General features: G+C 63.4%; 17 protein-coding genes and 1 pseudogene. 5 read left to right on the top strand and 13 right to left on the bottom strand.

Annotated features, from left to right (window positions below):
- Nucleotides 1–6: 6 nt before the first annotated feature.
- Nucleotides 7–627: pseudogene (locus GFY24_RS43930) on the bottom strand (DUF262 domain-containing protein); the annotation flags it as partial.
- A 94-nt stretch (nucleotides 628–721) separates the two neighbouring features.
- Nucleotides 722–1,450 carry a hypothetical protein gene (locus tag GFY24_RS36315; protein WP_309231762.1) on the bottom strand — a complete coding sequence of 243 codons (729 nt, stop codon included), beginning with the start codon at nucleotides 1,448–1,450 and terminating at the stop codon, nucleotides 722–724.
- 417 nt (nucleotides 1,451–1,867) lie between these two features.
- On the opposite strand from GFY24_RS36315, the gene GFY24_RS36310 reads away from it, so the two are divergent.
- From GFY24_RS36310 to GFY24_RS36300, 3 genes are read left to right on the top strand one after another with little or no spacing between them, the layout of a single operon-like run.
- Nucleotides 1,868–2,185, top strand: a complete 318-nt coding sequence (locus tag GFY24_RS36310) for a WXG100 family type VII secretion target (protein WP_153809645.1) — start codon at nucleotides 1,868–1,870, stop codon at nucleotides 2,183–2,185.
- Nucleotides 2,186–2,473, top strand: coding sequence for a WXG100 family type VII secretion target (locus tag GFY24_RS36305; protein ID WP_153809644.1), 288 nt, complete (start codon nucleotides 2,186–2,188; stop codon nucleotides 2,471–2,473). It begins immediately after the preceding gene.
- A 12-nt stretch (nucleotides 2,474–2,485) separates the two neighbouring features.
- The gene (locus tag GFY24_RS36300; protein WP_153809643.1) at nucleotides 2,486–2,776 is read left to right on the top strand and encodes a hypothetical protein; all 291 of its coding nucleotides are present in this window, start codon (nucleotides 2,486–2,488) and stop codon (nucleotides 2,774–2,776) included.
- Here the strand turns inward: GFY24_RS36300 and GFY24_RS36295 are convergent.
- Nucleotides 2,773–3,858 (bottom strand): UvrD-helicase domain-containing protein, encoded by a 1,086-nt coding sequence (locus GFY24_RS36295; protein WP_309231761.1) that lies wholly within the window; start codon nucleotides 3,856–3,858, stop codon nucleotides 2,773–2,775. The genes GFY24_RS36300 and GFY24_RS36295 overlap by 4 nt on opposite strands.
- A 29-nt stretch (nucleotides 3,859–3,887) precedes the next feature.
- On the opposite strand from GFY24_RS36295, the gene GFY24_RS36290 reads away from it, so the two are divergent.
- On the top strand, nucleotides 3,888–5,237 hold the full coding sequence (locus tag GFY24_RS36290; protein ID WP_194853154.1) for an aminoglycoside phosphotransferase family protein: 1,350 nt from the start codon (nucleotides 3,888–3,890) through the stop codon (nucleotides 5,235–5,237).
- A gap of 84 nt (nucleotides 5,238–5,321) precedes the next feature.
- Here the strand turns inward: GFY24_RS36290 and GFY24_RS43510 are convergent, their stop codons facing one another.
- From GFY24_RS43510 to GFY24_RS43505, 5 genes are all read right to left on the bottom strand, one after another.
- Nucleotides 5,322–5,891 (bottom strand): restriction endonuclease, encoded by a 570-nt coding sequence (locus tag GFY24_RS43510; RefSeq protein WP_309231760.1) that lies wholly within the window; start codon nucleotides 5,889–5,891, stop codon nucleotides 5,322–5,324.
- A 129-nt stretch (nucleotides 5,892–6,020) separates the two neighbouring features.
- Entirely contained in the window at nucleotides 6,021–6,779 is a 759-nt protein-coding gene (locus GFY24_RS36280) for a hypothetical protein (protein WP_153809640.1), read from the bottom strand.
- Nucleotides 6,751–8,721 carry a hypothetical protein gene (locus GFY24_RS36275; RefSeq protein ID WP_153809639.1) on the bottom strand — a complete coding sequence of 657 codons (1,971 nt, stop codon included), beginning with the start codon at nucleotides 8,719–8,721 and terminating at the stop codon, nucleotides 6,751–6,753. The genes GFY24_RS36280 and GFY24_RS36275 overlap by 29 nt, the downstream gene beginning before the upstream one ends.
- 971 nt (nucleotides 8,722–9,692) lie before the next feature.
- On the bottom strand, nucleotides 9,693–10,193 hold the full coding sequence (locus GFY24_RS36270) for an LmeA family phospholipid-binding protein (protein WP_194853153.1): 501 nt from the start codon (nucleotides 10,191–10,193) through the stop codon (nucleotides 9,693–9,695).
- Nucleotides 10,194–10,281: 88 nt separating this feature from the next.
- Nucleotides 10,282–10,851 (bottom strand): restriction endonuclease, encoded by a 570-nt coding sequence (locus GFY24_RS43505; RefSeq protein ID WP_309231759.1) that lies wholly within the window; start codon nucleotides 10,849–10,851, stop codon nucleotides 10,282–10,284.
- A 246-nt stretch (nucleotides 10,852–11,097) separates the two neighbouring features.
- Between GFY24_RS43505 and GFY24_RS36260 the strand changes: the two genes are divergently transcribed.
- A complete protein-coding gene (locus GFY24_RS36260; protein WP_153809667.1) occupies nucleotides 11,098–14,367 on the top strand; it encodes a DEAD/DEAH box helicase in 3,270 nt (1,089 codons plus the stop codon).
- A 77-nt stretch (nucleotides 14,368–14,444) separates the two neighbouring features.
- On the opposite strand, the gene GFY24_RS36255 is transcribed toward GFY24_RS36260, so the two are convergent.
- From GFY24_RS36255 to GFY24_RS36235, 5 genes are all read right to left on the bottom strand, one after another.
- A complete protein-coding gene (locus GFY24_RS36255; RefSeq protein ID WP_309231757.1) occupies nucleotides 14,445–18,485 on the bottom strand; it encodes a TIGR02680 family protein in 4,041 nt (1,346 codons plus the stop codon).
- Nucleotides 18,482–19,720 carry a TIGR02678 family protein gene (locus GFY24_RS36250; protein ID WP_153809636.1) on the bottom strand — a complete coding sequence of 413 codons (1,239 nt, stop codon included), beginning with the start codon at nucleotides 19,718–19,720 and terminating at the stop codon, nucleotides 18,482–18,484. Before GFY24_RS36250 ends, GFY24_RS36255 begins: the two co-directional genes overlap by 4 nt.
- The gene (locus tag GFY24_RS36245) at nucleotides 19,717–21,252 is read right to left on the bottom strand and encodes a TIGR02677 family protein (RefSeq protein WP_309231756.1); all 1,536 of its coding nucleotides are present in this window, start codon (nucleotides 21,250–21,252) and stop codon (nucleotides 19,717–19,719) included. The genes GFY24_RS36250 and GFY24_RS36245 overlap by 4 nt, the downstream gene beginning before the upstream one ends.
- A 68-nt stretch (nucleotides 21,253–21,320) precedes the next feature.
- On the bottom strand, nucleotides 21,321–22,445 hold the full coding sequence (locus tag GFY24_RS36240; RefSeq protein WP_309231755.1) for a TIGR02679 family protein: 1,125 nt from the start codon (nucleotides 22,443–22,445) through the stop codon (nucleotides 21,321–21,323).
- A 125-nt stretch (nucleotides 22,446–22,570) separates the two neighbouring features.
- A complete protein-coding gene (locus GFY24_RS36235; protein ID WP_153809635.1) occupies nucleotides 22,571–23,128 on the bottom strand; it encodes a hypothetical protein in 558 nt (185 codons plus the stop codon).
- Between the last annotated feature and the right edge of the window lie 178 nt (nucleotides 23,129–23,306).

Here is a 23,306-nt window from a genome sequence, read left to right as displayed (position 1 = left end):
GAGCGACTCGAAGATTCGATGAACGTTGTCATCCCGCTCGGCCACTACCTGAACCAGGGTCAGCCGCGTAGTGATCGCCTTCTCGATATGCGACACATCGCGCGGATCCGCCGGATCGTCCAACGCGACCAGCGCCTGCCGAAAGAATCGATACGCTGATCCGACCCGGTCGCTGCCGCTCCCGGCATGAGTGTTTCGAACATGCTCGCCGTAGGCGACCCGGTCGGCCTGCGTCGGCAGCAGCCGGAAGAAGCTGTCCCCGTCCTGAAACTTATTGATCAAATACTGCTCGTCGATCCGCTCACGCTGCCGTGGATCAGTCGCGGCCAGATGATCCCGAATCGCCGCCAGCGCCAGACTCAGCGTCGTCAGCCGCTGCTGGCCATCCACCACCAGCCACCGCGCGAAGCTCGCATCATTCAGCGGCGACGGAGCCAGCACGACCGACCCACAGAAATGCGTCGTCCCCTGATCTCCATCCGCGAGCAAGTCCGCCTGCTCACAAATATCGCTCCAGAGTTGCGCCAACTGCTTGTCAGTCCACGAGTAAGTCCGCTGATACAACGGGATCTGAAATTGCTTCTCCCCTTGGACCAATGCCGCCAGCGTGGTCTCCGACGCCTTCATCCCACCCTCATTCTCACGCCACTCATCGACCTCAGACAGTACCGGACCCTTGGTGGACAACAGGATTCAGCAGATCACTCTCTGCTTGGATAGTTCAGTCCGGGATGTGGATAATGCGCTCGTCAAAAGGACGTAAGTCGGTCAGCGCTGTCTCCACACCGATTCGGGTGGCTTTGATGACGCCTTTGGCCATCACCAGGTTGCCGCCGGCCCCGATCGCCATCCCGATTCCGAACGGCGCCGCTTTCCCGAGCACCAGAACCCCTTGTTTGGCCCCGAATTTGGTGACGAAGTTGACGCCCAGCACTTTGTTGACGGACTTGAGGGTGGCGGCGGGGATCGAGTTGGTGAGCAGCTTTCCCAGGTGGGCGCCCGTACGTCCTGCGGCTTTGCCCATAAAGTTCGATCCCCCGCCACCTACCAGGACAGTCAGGACGACGGCCTTCTGATGCTCGAGGTCGGTGAGGTGGATTCCGTGTACGCGCAGCACCGACAGCACGTGCGCTATCGAAGCCGTCAGAAACCAGGAGGTGTCGGCGCCCATGGTCGCGACGGCGGCGACGGTACCGACACCGGGGACTGCGGCAGCGCCGCCCGTCGCAGCTCCCGAAGCGACCACGGTGGAGAGGAAGGTTGTCTCCAATTTCTTGACCAACTGGGCATCCGTGGCCTCGGGGTGACGCTCCCGAATCCTCTTGACTCTGCTACTGACCAACTTGTCCGCCGAGATCAGCGACTTATCGAAGAGCTTCATCAACCCGACGCCATCAGAATTGGACTGATCCTCGTTCCCTGTCGACGCAGGGTCAGACTCGACAACCACCGAACTCCCCATTTCCGTACTCGGCCGAACCGCGACAAGGGCCGAGGGACCGAGCTTCTCATGTTCCGCCCGGACTTGTGGGCGTGTCTATGGCGGCGCATGTCTCCGCCGACATCGGGTGCGCGGCAACGATTTCCGCCAGCGGGCCGGCAGAAATCGAAAACGCTAGATTTCGACCTGATCATGAAGAATCGGGCGTACCGGTCGCGGGGGGCTTTAGACGACACCGCCTTATAGGCCCATCGTCACCGAAGCGGCAGATTGCTGATGAATCACCACAGCCGGATTCGACAGACAGCGACGCCAGGATCAGGCGCCGCGCCTCATGCTCTAAACAGGCTCTTTTGAAGCGGGACCCACCATCCCATTGGCAATTACTAAATAGTTGCCGATATCGTTCGGCGCGTAAGTGCGGGGATGGGAATCAATCCGGTCGAGGTGCAGGCCACTGCGGGTGGGCTGGACCAAATCGCGGATGAGCTCACCGACCAGATTGATGCGCATATGCGGGCGGTTCGGGCGTTCGTCGGAGTCGAGTGGACTGGCACCGCAGCGGGGTCGCATGAGAATCCGTGGGCGGAGCGGGAGGACGGGGCGCGGCAGATTATCGGCTCCTTCCACACCGATGCCGGTCTGCTGCGTCGCACCGCCGCCGAAGTCACCGCGGTGGATCGGTCGCGGGTATCGGCGACCGAGCGCGCGGGATCGAGTCTCGATCTACCGGACGTGGTGTAGATGGCCGGGTATCGGGTGGATTTGGTCGGCTTGGGGCGGTTGGTCGATGCGACCACGACATTGGAGTCGACTATCGAGGACGCGGTCACGGCCGCCGAGAAGCAGATCGACGAACTGCAAGTGTCGTGGACGGGTGCTGCCGCCATCGCGCATCGCGAAGCGCACGAGGCGCGGATGCGAGCGATCGCGGAGATGCGGGCCGCGCTCGCCCAGCTGCGGGCGAGGCTGACCACCGCGCCAGACGCGTACGGCGTTGTCGGCCGGACCAATTCGGAGATGTGGCTGTGAGCGACCGAACCGGTGATCGCGGTCCGGAGCGAGGAATACCACAGCGCCGCTGAGGTTTTCGCATCGATCGCCGACGATGCGGCCGATGTTCATATCGGGCTACTCGGGGTCCTGAACGCCAATACCGGCATAGCAGGAAGCGACAGCATCGGCCAGGACTGGGCCAAGTCCTACGACGAAGCCGCCGGGCTGGCACTGCAAACCTCCGACCAGATCCTCGCCGCCTGCGTCAGTACCGCCGATCTGGTCACCAGCGAGGCACACAATCCGGCACCGTCGACCAACCGCGGCACAGCCGTTTAGTCGTGAAAGTAGGCGACCCAGATGTAGTCCCGGGCCCTGGTCAGCGCGACCAGTGTTTGGCGGGCCAGGATCTCCGCCCGATCCCGCTCTCCGCCGGTCAGTTCGCTCAGCGGTATATCCGTCGATTCCGTGATGTGGAAGACCGCACCGAAGTCCATACCCTTACCGCGCCGCACGGATCCGACTTTGATCACGTCGGGCTGCGTGCCGTCGTAGTCCACGAGCGGCAAGACCGGAAAACCTGCTCGCTCCAGTGCCTTCCGATAGCTGAAAGCCTCCTTCGGGGTGTGGGTGATCACCGCGATCTCGGAGTATGAGAAGCCTGATTCAGTGATCGCGGCGATCAACTCCGCCTCAATTGCATTACGGTGCACGGATTTCTCTATGGCACGGCCGCCGCTCAGCACAGCTTCGCTGTCGCGCAGTACGAAGCCGGGTCCGCCGTCGAGGTCGTCGACGGTATTGGCGGCTTCGATGCGCTGGGCATAGTTCAGCACCGTCTCCCGGTTGCGATAGTTGGTTCGCAGGACTCGACCGCGGCCGACGATAGGGATGCCGGCATCGGAGAGTGTCCAGCCGCCGGCGTAGACCTGCTGCTGGCCATCGCCGACCAATAGCAGTTGGGCGTTCGGTCCACCGCCCGCTATCTGGTGCACCAGTTGGAGTTCCAGCAGAGTGCAGTCCTGCACTTCGTCGACGACGACCATCGCGTAGTCCTCGAAGTCGTCGAGTGGGCTGGCCCGCAGTTCTTCGACCGCTTTGCGGATGAGATCGTTGAAGTCATCGACGCCACGGTGTTCGAGCCGTGCCTGGTAGGGCTCGAACAGGAGGTTCCATACCGCTTCGCGCTGGGCGTTGAAGAGCGGAACACCTTCGCGCCCAGTACGTTTGATACCGCGATAGCCGCGGCGACCGTTCTCGTCCTTGAACGTCGTGATACCGCGCCCCTTGATTACGCGGTGCAGTTCGTCCTTCCAGTACTGATAATCCGTCCCGTCGATGCGGCCGAGTACATCGCGGGCTTTGACCCATGCTCGGGCGAAGGCGTCCTCGCAGGCTCGATCGTCGAGGTGGAAAGTCACACCGCGGTGGGCGAGGAATCATCGCCCAGTTGACACTCGGTGACCTCGACGCAGCCGAGCGCGCTTTCGCCGATGCCTGCGAAACACTCGAGCGCGCGGGCTATCGGTCCGGCCGAGCCCGAGCCGAACTGTTCCGAGCCGGGGCACACGCACGACGCGGCCGACGAACCGAAGCCGTCACCGGAACCCGTTGGGCGGTCGAGGAATTGGAGGCCGCCAACGTCTACCCCGCCCTCGTGCTCGTCGCGCGAGCGGTGCTGGCCTTACTCGGCTGGTCCGATCCGGCGGTCTCACTGGCGGCGGTCCGGGCACACCGCCGCATCCAACCCCCTGTCCCGGACAGCGATCTGGACCTTGCCGCCCAACGGCTGAGCGCGCGGATACTCGGCCTCGACCTCGATTCCTACTACCGCGAGGCCCTCACCCGAACCGATTCCGCCGCAGGCTATTACAACCACAACGTGCGAATCGAAACTGCCACCGGCCCGGTGAACGTCCGGATCCCCGTAACCGGTGCTGACATGATGGATCTGCGGATCTGGCCGGAAGTGCAGGTGCTGCGAGCCATCGAGCCGTTCGTACCCGCAGCACCTCGATTGCGTTGGGAGTCAGTGCATCCCGCGTATCAGATTCAGGACTTCATCAGCGGTGAACTGCTCGATGACATCGCGCCGCGTGGGCAGCTGGTCCCCGACTGTGTACCGCGGGATGTCGCCCGGCTCTTCGCCGACCTCCGCACGATTCCGGCGGAGTTACTGCCGGAGACGCCCAGCCCACGGATCGAGGATCCGGTTGAGTTCGCCCGCCGCCTATCGGACATCACTCAGCGCGTCTACCGGGAGAACGAGCACCGATTCGGCCCGCTGTATCGCAGCCTCGGAGTGCCCGAGGATCCGCTCGCGACAGTGATAGCCGGCTGGCACACGCTCGAATCCCGGCCTTTCCGTCTCCTTCACGCGGACATCCATCGGAAGAACATGATCATCCAGAGCGGCTGCGAGGTCGTATTCCTGGACTGGGAGCTGGCACTGTTCGGCGATCCGTTGTACGACGTCGCGACGCATCTGCACAAGATGGGCTATCAGCAGGGTGAACGATCGTCCTTCCTCTCCCAGTGGATCAGTGCCGAACCTGAAGCTGCGACCGGCCGGTGGGAAGCTGATCTGCGAACGTATCTGAACCATGAGCGGATCAAGTCCGTCATTGTCGACTCGGTTCGATACGCGAAAGTGCTTATGGAAGGTGCCCGCACCGCCGATCAAGAATCAGCACTGGTAGCCAACCTGGTAACCAAACTCAATGCTGCCCACGAGATTTGGGGAACCAGTAGTCGATTCGATGCAGAATTCGTGGAGTCGAAGCTGCGAGCCTGTCACTGAACCGCAAGTCGCAGCGGTGGAACTGGCGAAGGCATTCCTGCCCTAGGTCAAGGTCGCCGAACAAGGCAAGCGATGAAACCTGGTTCAACCCCAAGGGGATGGGCCGGTCTTGGAGACCCAGGCCGACAGCGCGTTGTTGTCGAACAACCGGATATTCATCTGCTTCGCATAGCCGCGGGCCTGCGGGGTGAACCTGCCTGCCGTCGTGACGAGGGCCGCGACGTCTGCCTTGTGTATCGAGAAACAGGTTCCGCCGAATTTCTGGAGGTCGGGGCTGCCTACGGTATTGGCGATTTGGTATCGCTTGGCCTGCAACACTATACGGCGACCATCGGGCGTTTTGGCGGTGACATCCGCACCCAGGTCGCCGGCTCCTCCGACTACGCGGACGTCCCTGCAGCCGTCGCGTTCGCAGAGGGATGCGAGCAGCCGCTCGAAGTCCGCGGGGGTCATTTGGGCAAGGCGGTACGCCTCGATCAGGCGGACTCGATCTATCTCTCGAGTCCTGATTCGACTACGCCGGACCAGGAAAGCAGCACCGGCCAGTGCCGCACACGCGACTACCGCGAGACCGATCAGCAGCCCGATATGGTCGCCCGCGAACTTGCCCACGGCTGCAGCTGGAATGGCGATCAGCACGGCGGCGACGAACACCAGGCTCGCTGTATCCGATTGTTTCCTTCGTCTGGCCACCCGGGACCCCTCAACGCGGGATTCAGCTCTCGCTAGTCCAAAGATACTGGGGGACAAGCAATCCAGAACCGAAATCAGCATCGGATCTCATCAACGTGCCTGCGAGCCGATCTGCCAGGATGAGGATGGGGCGTCGAGGAGGATGAAGCCGTTCTCGTCGACTTGGCGGCGGTTGCGGCTGTAGTTCGGGACGGGCTTCCATTCGCCACCGGCGGTCAATGTGGCCGCACGCAGGGCGGAGAGGAAGGCGTTCAGGCGGGAGCCGTTGAGGTGGGCGAGGTGGGTGTTGTCGAGGGGCTTGAAACCGGGTCTACGGATGGCGGGATTCCATGGGAAGAAGATGTCCGCGGTTACCGCCAGCTCGAAACTGACGGGCGCGTCCTCGCCGGGGAGGGAATCCATACCGCCGAGCATGACGGGCGGTTGGTGGAACCACTCTGGAAGTCCTGCGGCGGAGCCTATTTCGCTCATATCCGAGACCCAGGTGTCGATGATTCCACCGTCTCGGCCGTAGTACTCGAGGCGGGTTGCCGGGAGCGCTCCGAAAGAGGAATCCAGGTACTTCGTGAAGATGCCTTGGGAGCGGGAGTCTTCGGGCTCGATGTTCGGGATCTGATTCGGGTGGGCGACGAGGAAGTCGAGGATATAGCCGTCGCGGTCGTGGCGGAAGTAGCCGTCCATCAGGGTCAGTTCCTGAACGCGCAGGATGCCGGTGCGCTCGCCTGCCTCGAGGATGGACCGCTGCCATGGCACGAGGACGTCGTGAATGGCGGGGAGGTCGAAATGCCAGACGAATACCTCGTCTTCGCAGCTGTTCCAGTTATTGGCAGGGGCTTCCGAAGACGGCACCGAATTCCTCCTTCCGCCACTGGAAAGTATCACGGGAGTTCTCGATGATCAGGAGATCCACGCGCGGGATACCATCGGGACCGCAGAGTTGGAGGTTCTGTGCGTAGCGCAGGGTGTTCTCGATCCAGGCCTTGTCCGAGTTGCTGAACCGGGCCGATTGGGGATCTACGTGGATCTCGACAACCTTCTGGTATCCGGGTGGGGCGTTCTGCCAGACACCGGTCTGATCATTCCGGCCCTTCACGCCGTTGAGTTGGTCGATTGCGTCGTTGATGTTCGCGGGCACTCGGGGGCCGGTGACGACCTTAAGCTGATAGCCGATCCTGTTCGCGGTATCCAGGATGTCCGCGCCGTACTTCTCCTGCTGACCGGTGGCGGGATTGACCATCTCCAAGTAGCCGTCGAGAATCACTCTCGCGGTGGGGTTCTCACGTACCAAGCGGGCAGCGCGCTGGATCTCGTAAAGTCGACCGTCGTTATTCGCCTTCACAGCATCGGAGATCTGTTTCGGTAGATCCTGCGGATTCTGCAACCGTCCGGACTTCACAAGTGCGCTCACCTCGGGGAGCAGTTCCTTGCCTACCGCGGTGTCCACGGCTTCGATCGCCGATTCCAGGACGACGGTATCGGCGGGTGCGTGATCGGTCATCTGCAGAAAGGCGCGCCAGATATCCGGCATCAGGGTCGAGTCCGCGACCAGCAAACGTTTCGGGTCGCCGTTCTGGGCGGTGATTCGTTGCCGGGCATCGCGGAACGCACCGTCGTCCGAACCGTCGCGTGCGGTGGAGAAGATCGAGGCCGCGTACTGGATGCGGATGGTATTCGTCTGTCCCGGTCCGGGTTTGGGGGTTGGGTTCGCGAATGTCATCGGCGGTGTCGTAGCCGAGGCACCGGCGGCGATGACACCGAGGGATATTTCCTGGGTGGCCATTCCCGGCGTCGCGGAGGCGATCACCGTGGCATCGCCCGCGGTATTGCCGGTATTGGTGACTGTGACGGTCCAGCTGCAGGTCGGTGTCCAGCAGTCGGGGGTATTGCCGCTGATTTTGAAATCGATGAACGGTGCCGGGTCATTCTCGTTCGGCATGGCTTTCGGTGCTTGCGGCACTGTTGAGGGTGCGGCGGCGGGCGGCAGCACCTTGTCCACCCTGTCCTTGGTCGGACCTGCCTCCGTCGGAGCAGGCGCGATCGAGATATGTGGGAGATCGGCGTCATTGTCGACCGGATCAATCAGCGGCGCAGCAGGTTTCGGCCCGACGGTGGTTTCGGTGCCGAGGTCGATCTGGACACCCGCCGGCCGAACACCCCAGCCTGGACGCACCGGACCGGAGAGCCAGAGCAGCGCACCGTCCTCCGTGGAGAGCGCGGCCGTCCAGCCACCCGACACCAGGGTGCGAACCCGTTTGCCGTCGATCACCTCGATATCACCATCGACCGTGGCTGCATCGGACAGCGAACGCACGAAATCGGCGAGCGAGGTCGGATTGAGCGTGCTCGGGATATCCACCGGGAATTCGGAGCCCCGGTTCGGCCGCACCCATTGATTGCGCAGCTGCCCGGCCTTCTTCGGCGCCCGGCGAGCCCAGAAATCGGAATCACCCTGCACGGCAGATCGATCCGCGGTCGCAACCAGATCCGCCCGACCCCCTACCGGATCGGTGATCACTCCGGCCGTGTCGCGCTCGCTCGTGACCACGACGTCGCCGGAGACCTGGCGGCCGTCGACATCGGAATACACCACGCGCATGCTCAATGCGGGAGCCTTCGCGAGCAGATCGGCTGCCGCGGAAAGACTTACAGGCGACGACTCCGAGAACGTCTTCAGCGCCAACCGGATCGCACCGTAGGTCGTCAGGCTCGCGAGCACCAGCAACAGACAGATTGCCACCACGACCGGCCTGGGACGTGGCTCCGGATTCTTCGAGTCATATGCCGATTGCATCGATTCACCCCCGTGAAGACCGAACCCCTTGCCGGACAAGCATTCCCATCCAGCATGAACTGCGATCATTTCCCAGGGGGCACTGGAGATCAACACCAACACCGCATGAGGTCGGGCGACGTTCGTCACTCCACTGTAATGCGGGGACGTTGACCGCGGAGCTGTTGGTGTACGACAGGCTTGTGGAGTCGCTTGGCGGGGATCCGGCGGAGTTTCCTGCCCAGAATGGGGCGGTGCGGCTTGCCAGCGCTATGACCGAGTCCGGCGGCTCTGATCCTGATGCGGTGGGTTGTGCTTTGGGTTGCTTCCGCGGGGACCAGGGGTGAGGAGGTTCTGGCGGCCCTCCGCTCGGGAGAGGAGTGGCCGCTGGTATGCGATACCGAACCTGCTGATGGAGGATGAAAGAGATTCGGGGTCAGGCGGTTCGATGGATGAAGCGAATCAGGTCTTCGGGGGTGCAGCCGAGTAGGCGGGCGCGCTCCACGGACATCAGGAGGAGTTGGGCCAGGATTGTTGCGCCCCAGGCATTTTTGCCATCTGAGACCCACTCGTCGACATGGTCTACGCCGAGGTCGGACAGCTGGCGACCGTGGTGTTGTCGGACTTCTGCGCAGGTGGCGGAGATTGCGTCGAGGAGATCTGTTCCGGGCGGGCGCATTCGAGGCCGAGGGTGTTGACGAATCGTTACAGTGACAGCCGGCTGGCACACGCTCGAATCCCGGGGAACCATTCGTCGATTCCACGCAGAATTCGTGGAGTCGAAGCTGCGAGCCTGTCACTGAACCGAGAGCCAGCATCGAATCCGAACTGTCTTTGTTCGAAACTTTGGATAACTCGCCAGCGCAGCCCGCTCGCCCGCAATATTCGAACCGGTCGGTAGTACACGACCGGCGAATTTCGAATGCACGGGTCCACGACCGTAGTCGGCGGTGCACAGAAATGATCTCAACCTCCTTGTGAATCAATGCATTTCAGGATTTGCCCTTCAGTGCGTCGATATCGACGAGGACGTTCTTGCCGGTGCCGGTTACGACGACGGTTGTGCCCTCCATATGGATTGATGTCGGGACTACACCGAACGGGAGCAGGCCGGCTACGTCGAGGAGGACGAGGGGGCGGAGAGCGTTGAAGCGGGCTGTTGCTTCCAGGCGGTCTACCGGAACACGGTGTAGCTCGCGCTTGGTCAGGTCGGTGAGGGGGAGTTCTACGCCGTGGAGGGTGGCTTCCACGTCTACGAAGCCGAATTTTTCGGTGCCTACGTGGTTGGCTTCGATTACCAGTTCGTCGTACTTGCCCTTGGCGGCCTGGAGTAGGACTGGGAAGCCTTTGATATCCACGGAGGGGTTGGAGCCGAGGTTTGCGGTATTGCGCATGGCCTCGGCCGCAGCTTTTTCGGCGTAGGCCGCGGCGCCGAAGTCGGCGGCTACGGCTAGGCCGGCGATGAGGATCAGGGTGACGAGGAGGGTGCGCACCTGAACATCATGCCAAGGTTGTTGGCGCACACCGCAGGCCATTGATCGACGAACTCTGCGGCTACGCAGATTAGTGGTGGCACCTCGTTCAATCCCAAGGGGATGGGCCGGTTTGGGAGACCCAGGCAGACAACGCCTTGTTGTCGAACAACCGGATATTCATCTGGTTCGCGTAGCCCCGGGCCTGAGGGGTGAACTGGGCTGCCGTCGTGACCAGGGCCGCGACGTCGGCCTTATGAATCGAGAAACAGGTTCCGCCGAACTTCTGGAGGTCGGGGCTTCCCACCGCCCTGGTGATTCGGTATCGCTTGGCCTGCAACACGATACGTCGACCGTCGGGCGCTTTGGCGGTGACGTCTGCACCAAGGTCGCCCGCTCCCCCGACTACGCGGACATCCTGGCAGCCGTCACGTTCGCAGAGTGACGCGAGCAATCGCTCGAAGTCGGTGGGGGTCATCTGCGCAAGGCGAAACGCCTCGATCAGGCGGACTCGATCTATCTCTCGGGTCTTGATTCGACTGCGGCGGACCAGGAGGGCGCTACCGGCCAGTCCCGCGCATACAACGATGGCGACACCGATCAGCAGACCGACATGGTCGCCGGCGAACCTGATGACGGCCGCGGCGGGAATGGCGATCAGCACGGCGGCGACGAACACCAGGGCCGCTGTATCCGATTGTCTCCGTCGCCTGGCCATCCGGGCCCCCTCAACAGGATGCAGCTCTCGACAGTCCAAAGATACTGGTGCACAAGCGATCCAGAGCCGAAATCGGCTATCGACCGACCCGTTACATGAAACGAATGATCTCGGCGCATGCTGGAACCGAGTCGGCGGATTCTCCGAATGACAGCTCGTGTACAGAAGGCTCGACGCCTGCCATTCCGTCCATTGCGCTCGACGCGTATGGTGCCTTCGGTGAACCGAGCGGAACTGACGATCGCCGATCACTGCCTCGCAACCTATTTCGACGAGCTCACCTTCCACCGGGGCCTGAACTACGCCGAACGCGGTAAGGCAGGATCCATCGTCTGGGCGGCCGAGGATCTTGCGCTCATCGGCGAGGTGAGCGGTAGCGGTGGTGCCCTTTATCAGACCGCCGTCCGGTTCGCGCGCAGTCTGGGCGTGCTGGAGATCATCGACTGCGACTGCACATGCCCGGTCGGGTACGACTGCAAACACGCGGCCGCGATCGTACTGTCCGCTTGTGTTCCCGCATCGATGGTCGGCCCGGACCCGGGACGGCCGGTCTGGGAGGAGGCGGTCGAGAGTCTGCTCCCAGGTCGAACAGATGCCGAGACAATCGATTTGGGTATTCAGTTCACCGTGCGGCAGGCCAAACCTTCGAGTCCGGGCATGATCGCGACGATCCGGCCGGTGCAGCCCGGCCGAACCGGCTGGGTAGCAGGGAATTTGAGTTGGGGAAGTCTCCGCTACCACTACGGTGGCCGGCTGAATCCCGATCACGTGCAGATTCTGCGGGAGATACACGCACTGTCCCAGAGCGGCAATGCGTACTCCTACTACGGCACCGAGAAGACGATCAATCTCTCGAGCTTCGACAGCCCTCGCCTGTGGACGCTATTGGAGACGGCTAAGGCCGCAGGGGTCGCGCTGGTGCAGGGCAAGCGAGCCTTCGACGACGAGCCGATCATCGGCTCCGCCCGCTACTGCGTCGATGTGGAACAGCAGGCGGGTTCCGGGGATCTCCTTGTCACACCGGCGATTCGGGTCGACGGCTGCTCCGGAGCGATCGTGCCGATCGCATTTGTCGGCGCGACCAGTCACGGTCTCGTGTACGCCGAGGCGGCCGATATCACCGACTTCGACCGCCCGGACAAGAGTCGTCTGCGACTGGCCCGGCTGGATCGGCCGGTGCCGGACAAGGCACAGCGAATGCTGACGAACAGCGTACGGTTGACCATTCCGGAGCACGACCGGTCAGCGTTTCTCGCGCAGTACTATCCCCGGTTGCGGCTCGCTGCCAACATGACCTCTGCCGATGAATCATTCACCGCCCCAGAGATTTCCGGTCCGGAGCTGATGCTCGAGGTGACATACGGATCAGAGCCGCGCGTCGATGCGCGGTGGCAGTGGAGCTACCGTATCGCCGGCACCGAACACCGCGCCGACCTTGGACCTCGGACCGATACACACTTCCGTGATATCGCGGCGGAATCGCGGATACTGACCGAGCTGATCGCACCATTCGAGAAACTCGACCTCGGAACACTCGACCCGCGCACCCTCGGCAGTCGGCCGACGCGGTTGACCGGCGTCGCGGGCTTGCGGTTCGTGACCGAACTGCTGCCGCTATTGCGGGAACAACCTGATGTCCAGATCGACGCCAAGGGCCCCGCACCGGACTATCGAGATACCGATGATGCACTTGTCATCGAGGTATCGACGGAGGAAAACGGTTCCGGCACTGATTGGTTCGACCTTGGAATCACAATATCCGCTGCAGGACAACAGGTTCCGTTCCTGGACGTGTTCACCGCGCTGAACACCGATGACACACATCTGATCCTGCCGAGCGGAGCCTACTTCTCACTCGACAACCCCCAACTGCGATCATTACGCCGGCTGATCGACGAGGCCCGGACCATGCAGGACGTCGAATCAGGCGGCCTGCGCATCAGCAGATTCCAGGCCGGACTGTGGCAGGAGTTCGCCGCGCTCGGTGTCGTCGGAGCACAGGCCGACGGGTGGCGACGTCAGGTCCAAGGACTGCCGGACATCGAATCTGCCGATGCCCCAGCGCTTCCCACAGATTTCACCGCCCACCTGCGGCCCTACCAGCAGGACGGCTACGCCTGGTTGTCCTTCCTTTGGCGGCACCGGCTCGGCGGCATCCTCGCCGACGATATGGGTCTCGGCAAGACCGTGCAGGTACTCGCCCTGATCTGCGCGGCGCGGCAACAGACCTCTGACGCTGATCCGTGGCTGATCATCGCCCCAGCCAGTGTGGTCGCGAACTGGGCTGCCGAATCGGCACGTTTCGCGCCCGGACTTCGTAGGGTTGCGGTTTCCGACACTCTCCGCCGCAGTGGCCGCACCATGCAGCAGATCACCGCGGAGGCCGACATCATCGTCACCTCATACACGTTGCTGCGCCTCGACTTCGACGCCTACTCCGCCCACTCCTGGTCCGGCCTGATCCTGGACGAGGCCCAATTCGTCAAGAACCACCAGTCGAAGGTCTACCAGTGCGCGCGCCGCATTACCGCGCCGTTCAAGCTCGCCGTCACCGGCACCCCGATGAAGAACAATCTGATGGAGCTGTGGGCCCTGCTCTCCATCACCGCACCGGGATTGTTCCCGCATCCGAACCGGTTCCGCGAGTATTACGCCGGTCCGATCGAAAAGAGTGGCAACACAGAGCTTTTGGCCCAGCTGCGGCGGCGGATCAAACCACTTCTGTTGCGGCGAACCAAGGAACAGGTCGCCACCGATCTTCCGGAAAAGCAGGAACAGGTGCTCGAAGTCGCACTGACGCCGAAGCACCGAAAGCTCTACGACACGCACCTGCAGCGAGAACGGCAGAAGGTGCTCGGTCTCGTCGACGATATGAATCGCAATCGCTTCACCATCCTGCGATCTTTGACCCTGTTACGGCAGCTGAGCCTGCACGCCGGGCTGATCGACGACAGTCACCATGCCGTCGCTTCGGCGAAAATCGACGTGCTCACCGAGCACCTGCACGAAGTTGTCGACGGCGGACATCGGGCGCTGGTCTTCAGCCAGTTCACCGGTTTCCTCGCGCACGTCCGGGCCCGGCTCGACACTGAAGGAATCGAATACTGCTATCTCGACGGGCGCACCCGCAAACGACAAGCCGTCATCGAGCGATTCCGTGGCGGTTCCGCGCCGGTATTCCTCATCAGCCTGAAAGCCGGCGGCTTCGGACTCAACCTCACCGAGGCGGACTACTGCTTCCTGCTCGACCCCTGGTGGAATCCCGCCACGGAGGAGCAGGCCGTCGACCGCACCCATCGCATCGGGCAGACCCGCAATGTCGTCGTCTACCGGCTGATCGCCGAAGGCACCATCGAACACAAGGTCATGGACCTCAAGTCACGAAAATCGGCGCTGTTCAACGGTGTTCTCGACGATGAGAACGGCGGATTCGCCGGACGACTCGATGCGGAAGACATTCGGGCACTGTTCGGGTGAAGTCGGCCATGGCGACGTTCATCGTGGCTCGTCGGCCAGCCCCTTCGATACCGGCACGGAAGTCGATGCTTCTGCGGTCAGGCCTCCAACAGTTCCTGTCCGTCCCAGGTGAAGCGTGCCGTTGTCACCGCGTCGTCACCGTCGCCGGTGATGATCTGATGAATTCCGATCCCGCTCAATTCCGCGTACGTGCACCACTCGTGGTCCGAGGTGAGCACCAGGTCCAGATCTAGATCTGAAAGGAGAGCGAAGATTTGGCCGCGGTTGGTGGTGTCGACGCCGACGAATACCTCATCCAGCAGGATCAGGCGAGGTGCCTGAGGCGCGGTTTGGTAGTGGGCGGCCACGGCGGCGAAGAGCGGAAGATGCAGGGCTATCGCCTTTTCGCCGCCGGAGAGAGCGCCGTGAAGTTTCTTGGTCAGTTTCTGGTAGCCCTCGCCCTTGCCTCGGTCGACCTTGACGACGAACTGGTGCCAGGCGGTGTAGTCGAAGACCTGGGCGAGTTGCTGTTCCCAGCTGGTGGCAGTGTCATCGGCCTTGGCTTCCTCGATGCGGTCGCGTAGGAAACGGTGCAGCGCTTCATGATCGGCGTCGGTGAGACGGACCGGGTCTTTGAGGAGGAGGTCGCGGGCGGCCTTGGTGCCGGGTGGGAGGTTCTCGGCGATCTGCCAGACCAAGCGGACGGCGACGTTGGAGGCAGTGCGGACGCGTTCGAGGCGGGCGTTCATGCCGTCTACGAGGTCGTTGGCTTGGCGGATGCGGGCGGCGAGGTGGCGGCGGGTGTCGCCGGTGAGGGTTTTGTCGAAGAGGTCGCGTTCGCGGTCCGTGATCTCGTGTTCGGCTTCCTGTGCGTCGGTGCTCAGGATATTCAGGAGTTCGGCGGCGCCGACCCGGACACCGTCGATGACGGCGGTGAAAATCTGGATGTCGTCATCGGTTTCGAGATCAAGATCGGCACGAGAGCTGAGGGCGGTGCGGGACTCATGGATGGAGTCGTTCAGGCGACGCAGGGCTTCGCCGAGATTGGCTGTGGAATGGGGGATGGCAGGCCAGGCGGCTGCCACCAGGCGGGCGGCGTCCAGGGCGGCGCGGACACCTTCGGAGCCGGCCAGCACAGTGCGGAATCTGTCGAGTTCTGGAAGATCTCCGTCGATCGGGAAGACTCCGGTTGCCACGTGGCGGAAGCTTCGCGCGAGGGCGTCGCGGTCGGCGGCCGCGGCGTCGCGGGCCTGGGTGTCGGTGCCGCGTTTGGAATCCAACCTGCCGAGTTCGCCGGTCAGATCGCCGACCTCGATACGGCGTGAGCGCAATTCGTCGGCAATGCTCCCGAGTCGTGTTCGGACAGTGCGTATTTGGTCGAGCACGTCTCTGTAGTCGAGCCCGATGGCGGATTCGACCGTCGCGAGTTTCGCTGCCAGCTGCCGGTGTTCGGCCTCGGAGGTCGCGGCTTCCGACTCGCGGTCCTGCGCCAATGCTGTTGAGCGCCCAGCTTTTCCAGTGAGCAGCGCCGCGGTGTCCTGAGCGGACTTCCACTCTCGGTGCGCGTCCAGCCAGGTTTCGGCGTGGTCGCCGAAACCGTCCACGGCCGTGCCGAACCGCGTCAACGCCTCCCGCTCGGAGGGCAGACCGGTTTCTGCGGCAAGCCTGGACAGCTCCAGCAGTGCGGATTTCACCGCGGCCTCCTTCACCTCGGCCTCGCCGAGCCGAGCGCGGACGACCGAATCGGCAGCGGCCAAGTCGGATTCGGCTCGGGTCAGTCGCAGCTGGGCAGCGGTGAATTCCGTGTAGCCGGGACGGGCATCGACTTCGGCGCGGATTACGTCGCGGCGTGCGGTCAGCGCCTGCCGCTCAGCTGCCAGTCGAGTCAGCGTGTCGTCGTACCGCTCGATCAGGTCGTCCAGTACCTGGATGCGGCGTTCCCGCGCACACAGTCGGGTCGATGCGCCGATGTGGGCGGCGTGGTCCTTGTTCCAGCTGCCGGTGAGCGCGCCCATCCGCCAGCTGCCATCCGCCCCGATCGCCGCTATCGGCGCACCGGATTCAATGGACGCGGCGGCTATACGATCACCGAAACCGATCGCCAGGAGAAGTTTCCGTACGTGCGCGGGATCGACCCCGTCGACCGGCTCGACGCTCAGGACATCGGCAAGTGAGCGACCGGCGACCGATGTCAGCGCGGCGGGGTCCGCGAAAACGTCGTGGCCGACGATCTCACCCCGCGGCCCGAGCCAAGCGTCCAGCAACCCGGATGCCTCCAGGGCGGCTTCTATTGCGGCCCGGGCAGATTCAGGGATGTCTTCGGCGAAATCAACCAGTCGCCACAGTGGTGCGCCCACCATTCGCGTCCGGTCGGTGGTCCGCCAGGATGGTGCGGCCGGCGGGATATCGTGTTCGGCGGAGAGGCGATCACGTTCGGTGACAAACTGTTCCCGCTCTTCACGCGCGACCTCCACGGCCGATTCGACGTGGGTTTCCGAGCGGGTGATCTCGTCCAGAACGGTCCGCACCGCGCCATGGATCAGCTCGGCCACAGCCGTCTCGGATTCGGCACGGTCGGCCAACTCGTCCGGTGCGTCGAGGGTGAGCTGGCGGCAGGATCCTGCCCAGTCGAGCAGCCGAATTCGTAACTCCCGCAATACTTCTTCGCGAGATACGGCAGCCTCGACCTGCCGGTCCACCGCGTGGTCGTAACCCTGACGGGCTGTGTCCAGTGAGCACTCCGCATCCCGGCGCAGTGCCACAGAACGCTCATGATCCTCGAGAGCGCGCACGACGGCGTCGATCTGATCCCGCTTGCCACGCACCGCACCTCGCAGCAGAGCGCGGGTTCTGCCGTCGCCGAGCGCCGCCGCGATCTCCTCGTAGATGCCGGCCATTCCAACGCGCAGCGCCGCCTGTCGCGTCTCGGCGGCATGGTCGGAGACAGCCCGAGCATGGCGCTGTTCGATCTCCGCTGCCCGGTTGGATTCAGCCGTATCCTGTTCTGCCTCAGCGCGATACCGAACCGCCTGCGTGCGCAGTCCGAAAGCGCGCCGCTGTTCCTTGGCGGTCGCGGTGCGAAGACCATCCAACTCGAGGCCCTGTTTGTATGCCTCCGAATCCATCAGCCCGTCTTTACGGGCGTCGGTTTCGTCGTGCTCGGCCTCCAATTCGATGACCCGCGCCTCGGATTCGCTCTTGCGCCGGGCCACCGACTCGTACTCCTCGGCGGACGCGCGCGCCTCGCCGGAGAGCTTCTCCAACTCGGTGGTCGCGGAGACGAGGGCCGCGGCGCGAGCGCGCAATACCCGCTGTGCGTAGGTGCGCTGTTGGCGAGCCAGGGTGCGGGTGGCCGTCACCTCGTCCTGCAACCGTTGCAGTCGCTCACGCTGAGCGTCGAGTCGTTCGAAACCCTCTGCCAAATCCTCGATTTCGTCCTGCCCGAGGGGTGGTAGAGCACGCGACAACAGGACCGAGAGCAGGGACGGATCCAATCGCTGGGACAATTTCGGCGTACGCAGTTGTAGCAACGCCATGATGAGCGCGTCATATCGCTGCTCGGTCAAGGTCGGGAACAGTGCCGTGCGGACTTGCTCTCGATAGTCGCTCGCCCCGGCATGCACCCGGCCGCGCATATCGAGCGCCTGCTCCAAACCGGCACGGGTGAGCGGCTGGCCCGCGTCATTGGTCAATGCGAGATCCACGCCTACGCGCAGGTCCGTGGTGAAGTAGTCAGGGTGGACGGACGTGGTATGAGCAGTGGCCTGCAATCGCGCACCACAGGTGAACCAGCTCTCCTCGACGCCGGGCAGACGGAATTCGAGCCACACGTAGCCGACTCGGGTAACTCCGGAAGCCCCCTCCCCCATCATGTTCCAGTGCATGGTGCGTTCGGACGTACCGAATGTGGACAGGCGGTTGGGGCGCAGGCTGGCATCGAACAGGAACGGCAGCAGCAGTTCCAGAGCCTTCGACTTTCCGCTGCCATTGGGGCCACGCAGCAGTAGACGGCCGTCGTGGAATTCGAATACCTCATCGTAGTAGCGCCAGACATTGAGGATGCCCGCCCGCGACGGCGACCAGCGCACCTGATGTTCGCCGAAATCATCGGTGCGCCTGGGCAGTTCAGTGATTGTCACGATGACTCCCGAGAGGTTCGGATATCGCCCAGCCGGTAACGATGGGCAGCGGGTAGCGGAATCACCAATCCGGTATCGGTACGCCGGACGAGTCCGAACTCGATGAGAGTCTCGAGCGCGTCATCCACCAGTTCCCCCGCACCGTCCTCGCCGCGGTAGATACGCGCCCAGCGTGGAAAGCGTTCCAGCAGTTCGGCTGCCGCACGCCGCAGCCGCTCGACGGTGGTCGGTGTGGCCAACTCCTCGAGCAGCAACAGCCCGGCGACCTTCGCCGTCGCGGCGTCGTCGGGAAACTTGGTGTCGGTGGCGATCGTATCCACATCCACGAACAGCACACCTTCCGCGCGCTCCTCCAGCAGGAAACCGCCCTGAACAGCGGCCCTGCGCAGCAGTTGCCGACCGGTGGGCGAGGCGAGGTAGGCCCGTTCCTCGGCCGACAGGTCGTCCAAGTACAGCACCGGGTCGTCGATCAAACGGCGAAAGATCTTGTGACGCAACCAAAGATTCCGTTGCACGTCGGAGATCACGGCACGGTCGGCGTGTTTGCCGGATGCCAGGCCGTACCGGCGCTCCTGCGAAATTCCGTCCAGTAGATCGTCGAAACGAAACGGCACTTCCTCGATCGGCACCGCCAGCTGCGACGGTCCGACAGGCGCGGCCAGCAATCTCAGTAGTAGGGTGCCGTCCACCCGGTACAGCACCTTCGCCGCGGCCGAATCGACGTACGAATCCGCTGCGCCGTCGACAGCGTCCATGACACCGAAGGATTCCAGCAATCGCAGCGCATCGACGAATGCCATCCGTTCGTGCCGGATCGCGGAGTCGAACGAATCGACCACCGGATCCGCCGCCGTGGCCGCCTTCACCCGATCGGCGAGCAAACCGATCGTGGTGACCGGCGTGGCGAACAACTCCGCGGCCACCACGCAGAGCAGCACATAGCGGCGGCGGTCGAACGGTGCCTTCCCGGATCGGTGCCGACGCGCCGGCCGACTCGGATCCGTGGCCCGGCGCACCTTCACCAAACGTGCGTAACCCAAGCGTGGTTCGACCGTCAGCGTCCAACCGCAGTAGTAGTCGAACCATTTGGCGATGGGTTCGCGGCGACGACGGATCAGGTCGAACGTGTCCGGCGCGCTGTGTTCGGTCACCAGAGGACTTGCCAGCAGTTGCCGGACACCCCGCGACACCTCCTCGCGCTCAGCGATCACCAGTTGATTGGCGAGTTCGCTCATGACCGATCTCCGCTCGCCCGGCGGCTCTGCCGTGCCGCGGTAACGATCTCAAGGAGGTAGTCGGGACCACGGAGAACACCGCGCGGCGTCTTCAATTCGGCGATCGCGTTATCGGGTGGCGAGCGCAGGACAATTTCCACCCGGCCGTCGGTGGTGCTGCCACGCCGGGTGCCGTCCGAGTCCGGGGCATTGCCGAGTGCCCTGCCCAGCAGATCCAGCAGGCGCTCGAAGACCCCCTGGTCGAGAGAGCCGAAACCCGACAATCGCACTGCGCCACCGGTATCGAGCATGTCCCAGGCGGCTTGTAATTCAGCGCGCTCACGCGCCGCACGGCGGGCTCGTTCCGCTTTGATCGCCGTGACATCACGGACTCTTCCAGTGCGAGTGAAGCGCTCGGTGCGGCCCGAGGAACGTAGCAGCGCCGAAACTTCCACCGGCGGCGACTCATTCCATGACACGCTCGAACTCACCAATTCGGGATCGGGATGAGCCAGGTGCGCGTGCCGAGCCGGGCTCAACCCGAATGCCGTCGACCATAGACGGTGCAGATCATCCTGATCCGGAACAACCGTGAACCAGCGCGCGAGCTCCCGGAAATCGGCCACCGCGCTGCTGGATCGGCGCTTCGACTCGGTGAGCCGATCCAGCACTTGGAGCAGCGCGATGATCGCCCGGCGCCCGACCAGCCCGAGCTGTTCGATGCGCGGCACCGAGCCATCGAGCGGAAGAAACCAGGCGCGCAATCCATCCCAGCGCGCCCGGCGATGTTCGAGCCACGCCGGGCGTGGATCGGCCCCGCTCAGCTGCGGCAGTTCCGCACCGACCAGGGCGCGCTGGTGCAGGAGTGTTACGCCGTAGTCCTCCACAGCGCGCACCCGAGTGGCGATGGTGTGACGGCGATGATCGAGATTGGTGAGGAACTCCTGCAGATAGGCCACGGTCGCGGCCTTCACCTCATGGAACACCGCCAGATCGGCATTCTCCGCACGCAGCAGTCGCTGCAGTTCACCATTGAAACGTTTGGTATTGCCGCGCAGCGCTTCCAGATGCGATTCCAGCTCGCTCAGAATGCTGAAAACCCGTCGGTCCGTGCCGGATTCAAGCTCACTGAGCAGATCACCCAGCCGGTCGGCGATCGCATCCAGCACCGCGGTCTGCAGCGCACCGGTCGACACGAGCACGGACATCGCGTGGAGCACACCCGCGAAGGCTGCCTCGCCCTGTCTGGTCAGCGAATACTGCAGGTTACGGCGTTCGTATTCGGTCGCGGTGCGGTAATTCTCGGAATGATTCTGGATGACATCGACCAGATTCCAGGTGCGAAGCTGGTCCAGCGCGGTGACCAGATCATCGTCCTCGAGAGGTTCGAGCCACCCGATCGACCGCATCCGCGCACGGAGATCATCGATCCCCAGCGCGGTCTCCAACCGCTCATTCGCCTCACCGAAGGCCTGTAAGACCGACACGTACAAGCCGGAGCGATCCGCTGTGGCGAACCGGAACATCTCCGGCGGAACACGGATCGGATACACGGTGCCCTCCCCTGTCTGACGTTTCAGCCGCCACCATAACCCCGAGCACCGACAGGCTGGAAAACGCTTCACAAAGCGTGCAATCGCGCCAGTTCGTCGAGCAGACCGTCCGCCACCCGCTCCTCGGGAACAGATACGCCGAGACGGAGCAGGTGCGCGGCAAGATCCGAATCCCATGGCACCCCGGTCACCCGGCCTACAGGCGGGCCCTTGCCATCCACCGCCGCCAGATAATCCGCACTACTCATACGCCACGGCAACGCCCCGAGCCGGGCCACCACATTCGCCGCGATGCGCAGACCCTCGCCATCGAAATCACCGTGGTAGTGCAATTCTGTTCCCGCGTCGCGCAAATACTGGAGCAGACGTACTCCCGCGCTACTGGGCCAGCCCGAGATACAGATGAGCGGCGGGCAGCGGTCACCGAAACGCCGCAACGCCAGCGCCATGACACTCGGGTTCTCCACGACCGCAACCCGTTCCGGCGCACCGGAGAAGCGCGACACCGCCCGCAACTGCTGCAAGGTGAGAACAGCGGCACAACCAGAGTCCGTACACGCCGACAAGATTCGATCAACGGCCGACTCCCCCGCGCCGCGCAGCCCCGCCGCCAGCACCGTAGAAGACAGCTCGTCGTCGGCGAGACCAGCTCGCTCCCACAGCTTTCGCAACTGAACCGAATCCGCGGGCACGTCGACACAGAAGAGCGCGGCCAGGGCTTTGACGACCATGCCATGTACCCGCGCACCCTCATCGAGCGCGTGCGGATTGCGCAGCACGGAGTCCGCGAAGACGGGTAAAGGTATTCCCGCGCCTGGCAATTGAGAGATCACCAGCAAGGCGCGATCCAGCTCGGCACGGGTCTGCGACACCGAGCCTCGAATCAGCCCGGCCCGACGCATCGCCGCCGCCCACCCCAGCAGAGCGGGTTGTGCGCGCACCACGTCATGCTCTGTCAACCAGTCCCACAATTGGTTTCGCTCCGCCTCCTCCTCGCGTCGTTCGGCAGCGCGGTCGCCGATCGGACCCACCAACTGCTCAACCACCGAGCGCACGGTCGACCCGGTCGACGCGGAGACAACCGGCTCGAGAGAATCCATGTCGACCACGGCGAATTCGCCTGGCAAACGTTCCAAGCCGAAGAAGTCGGCGAATGCGATCCGTTCATGCTCATCGAGAGGACCTACCTTCACCCGCCGTACCGCCTGTCCCGATGACAGGCGACGATGCAGTTCATTCCAGAGCGGCGCAAGCCCGGGCGGCAGAAATCGAATCGAGGGGTCCGGCACCGATCGAGACTAGCGGGCGCCAGGACGAGTCAGCCGACCCGTTGAACGAATCGAATCAAATCGTCGGAGGTGTAGCCCAGTAGGCGGCCGCGCTCGATGGACATCAGAAGTAGCTGAACCAGGATGCGAGCACCCCAACCGTCTTTTCCATCGGAGATCCATTCATCCACCTGCTCGATGCCGGCGTCAGCCAGGAGCAATCCGTGTTGTGCGCGGATGTCGGCACAGGTCGATGACACGGCATCTAGGAGATCTGTTCCTGGACGGGCACATTCGAGGCCGAAACTGTTCACGAAACCTCTGGGGTCGCAGCCCTGGGGTGGGTTTGATTTAAGAGTTTCGTAGCGTGAGTCGGTGGGGCTTACGCCGTCCGAGCCGAAGAGGCTGTCCATCAGGGTGAAGCGGTGCCAGCCTGGTGGGAGTTGGGGTGGGGTTGGGGAGGCGTTGCGGCCGAAGGCTTTTTGGACTTCGGACGCCGCGGCTTCTCTGGATTCGTGTTCGAAGGTGACGGTTCGGTGGCCTTGTTCGCCGGTTACGGTCCATCTGCCGCTGTCGGGGTCTTCGACGTAAGAGAGGTAGAGAGGCATGACATCTATTCGGAGTCGATGCCTGTGGGGCGCAAAGGAATTGAGGGAGAAACGAAAAAGACCCCCAGCCGGAGGCTGGGGGTCTTCTCGAATGATGTTCCGGCGGTGTCCTACTCTCCCACACCCTGTCGAGTGCAGTACCATCGGCGCAGGTGGCCTTAGCTTCCGGGTTCGGAAT

The organism is Nocardia sp. SYP-A9097, assembly GCF_009649815.1.
Taxonomy (GTDB): Bacteria; Actinomycetota; Actinomycetes; order Mycobacteriales; family Mycobacteriaceae; genus Nocardia.
Note: the sequence above shows the minus strand (reverse complement) of the source record. Positions and strands in the feature narration are given on the sequence as shown.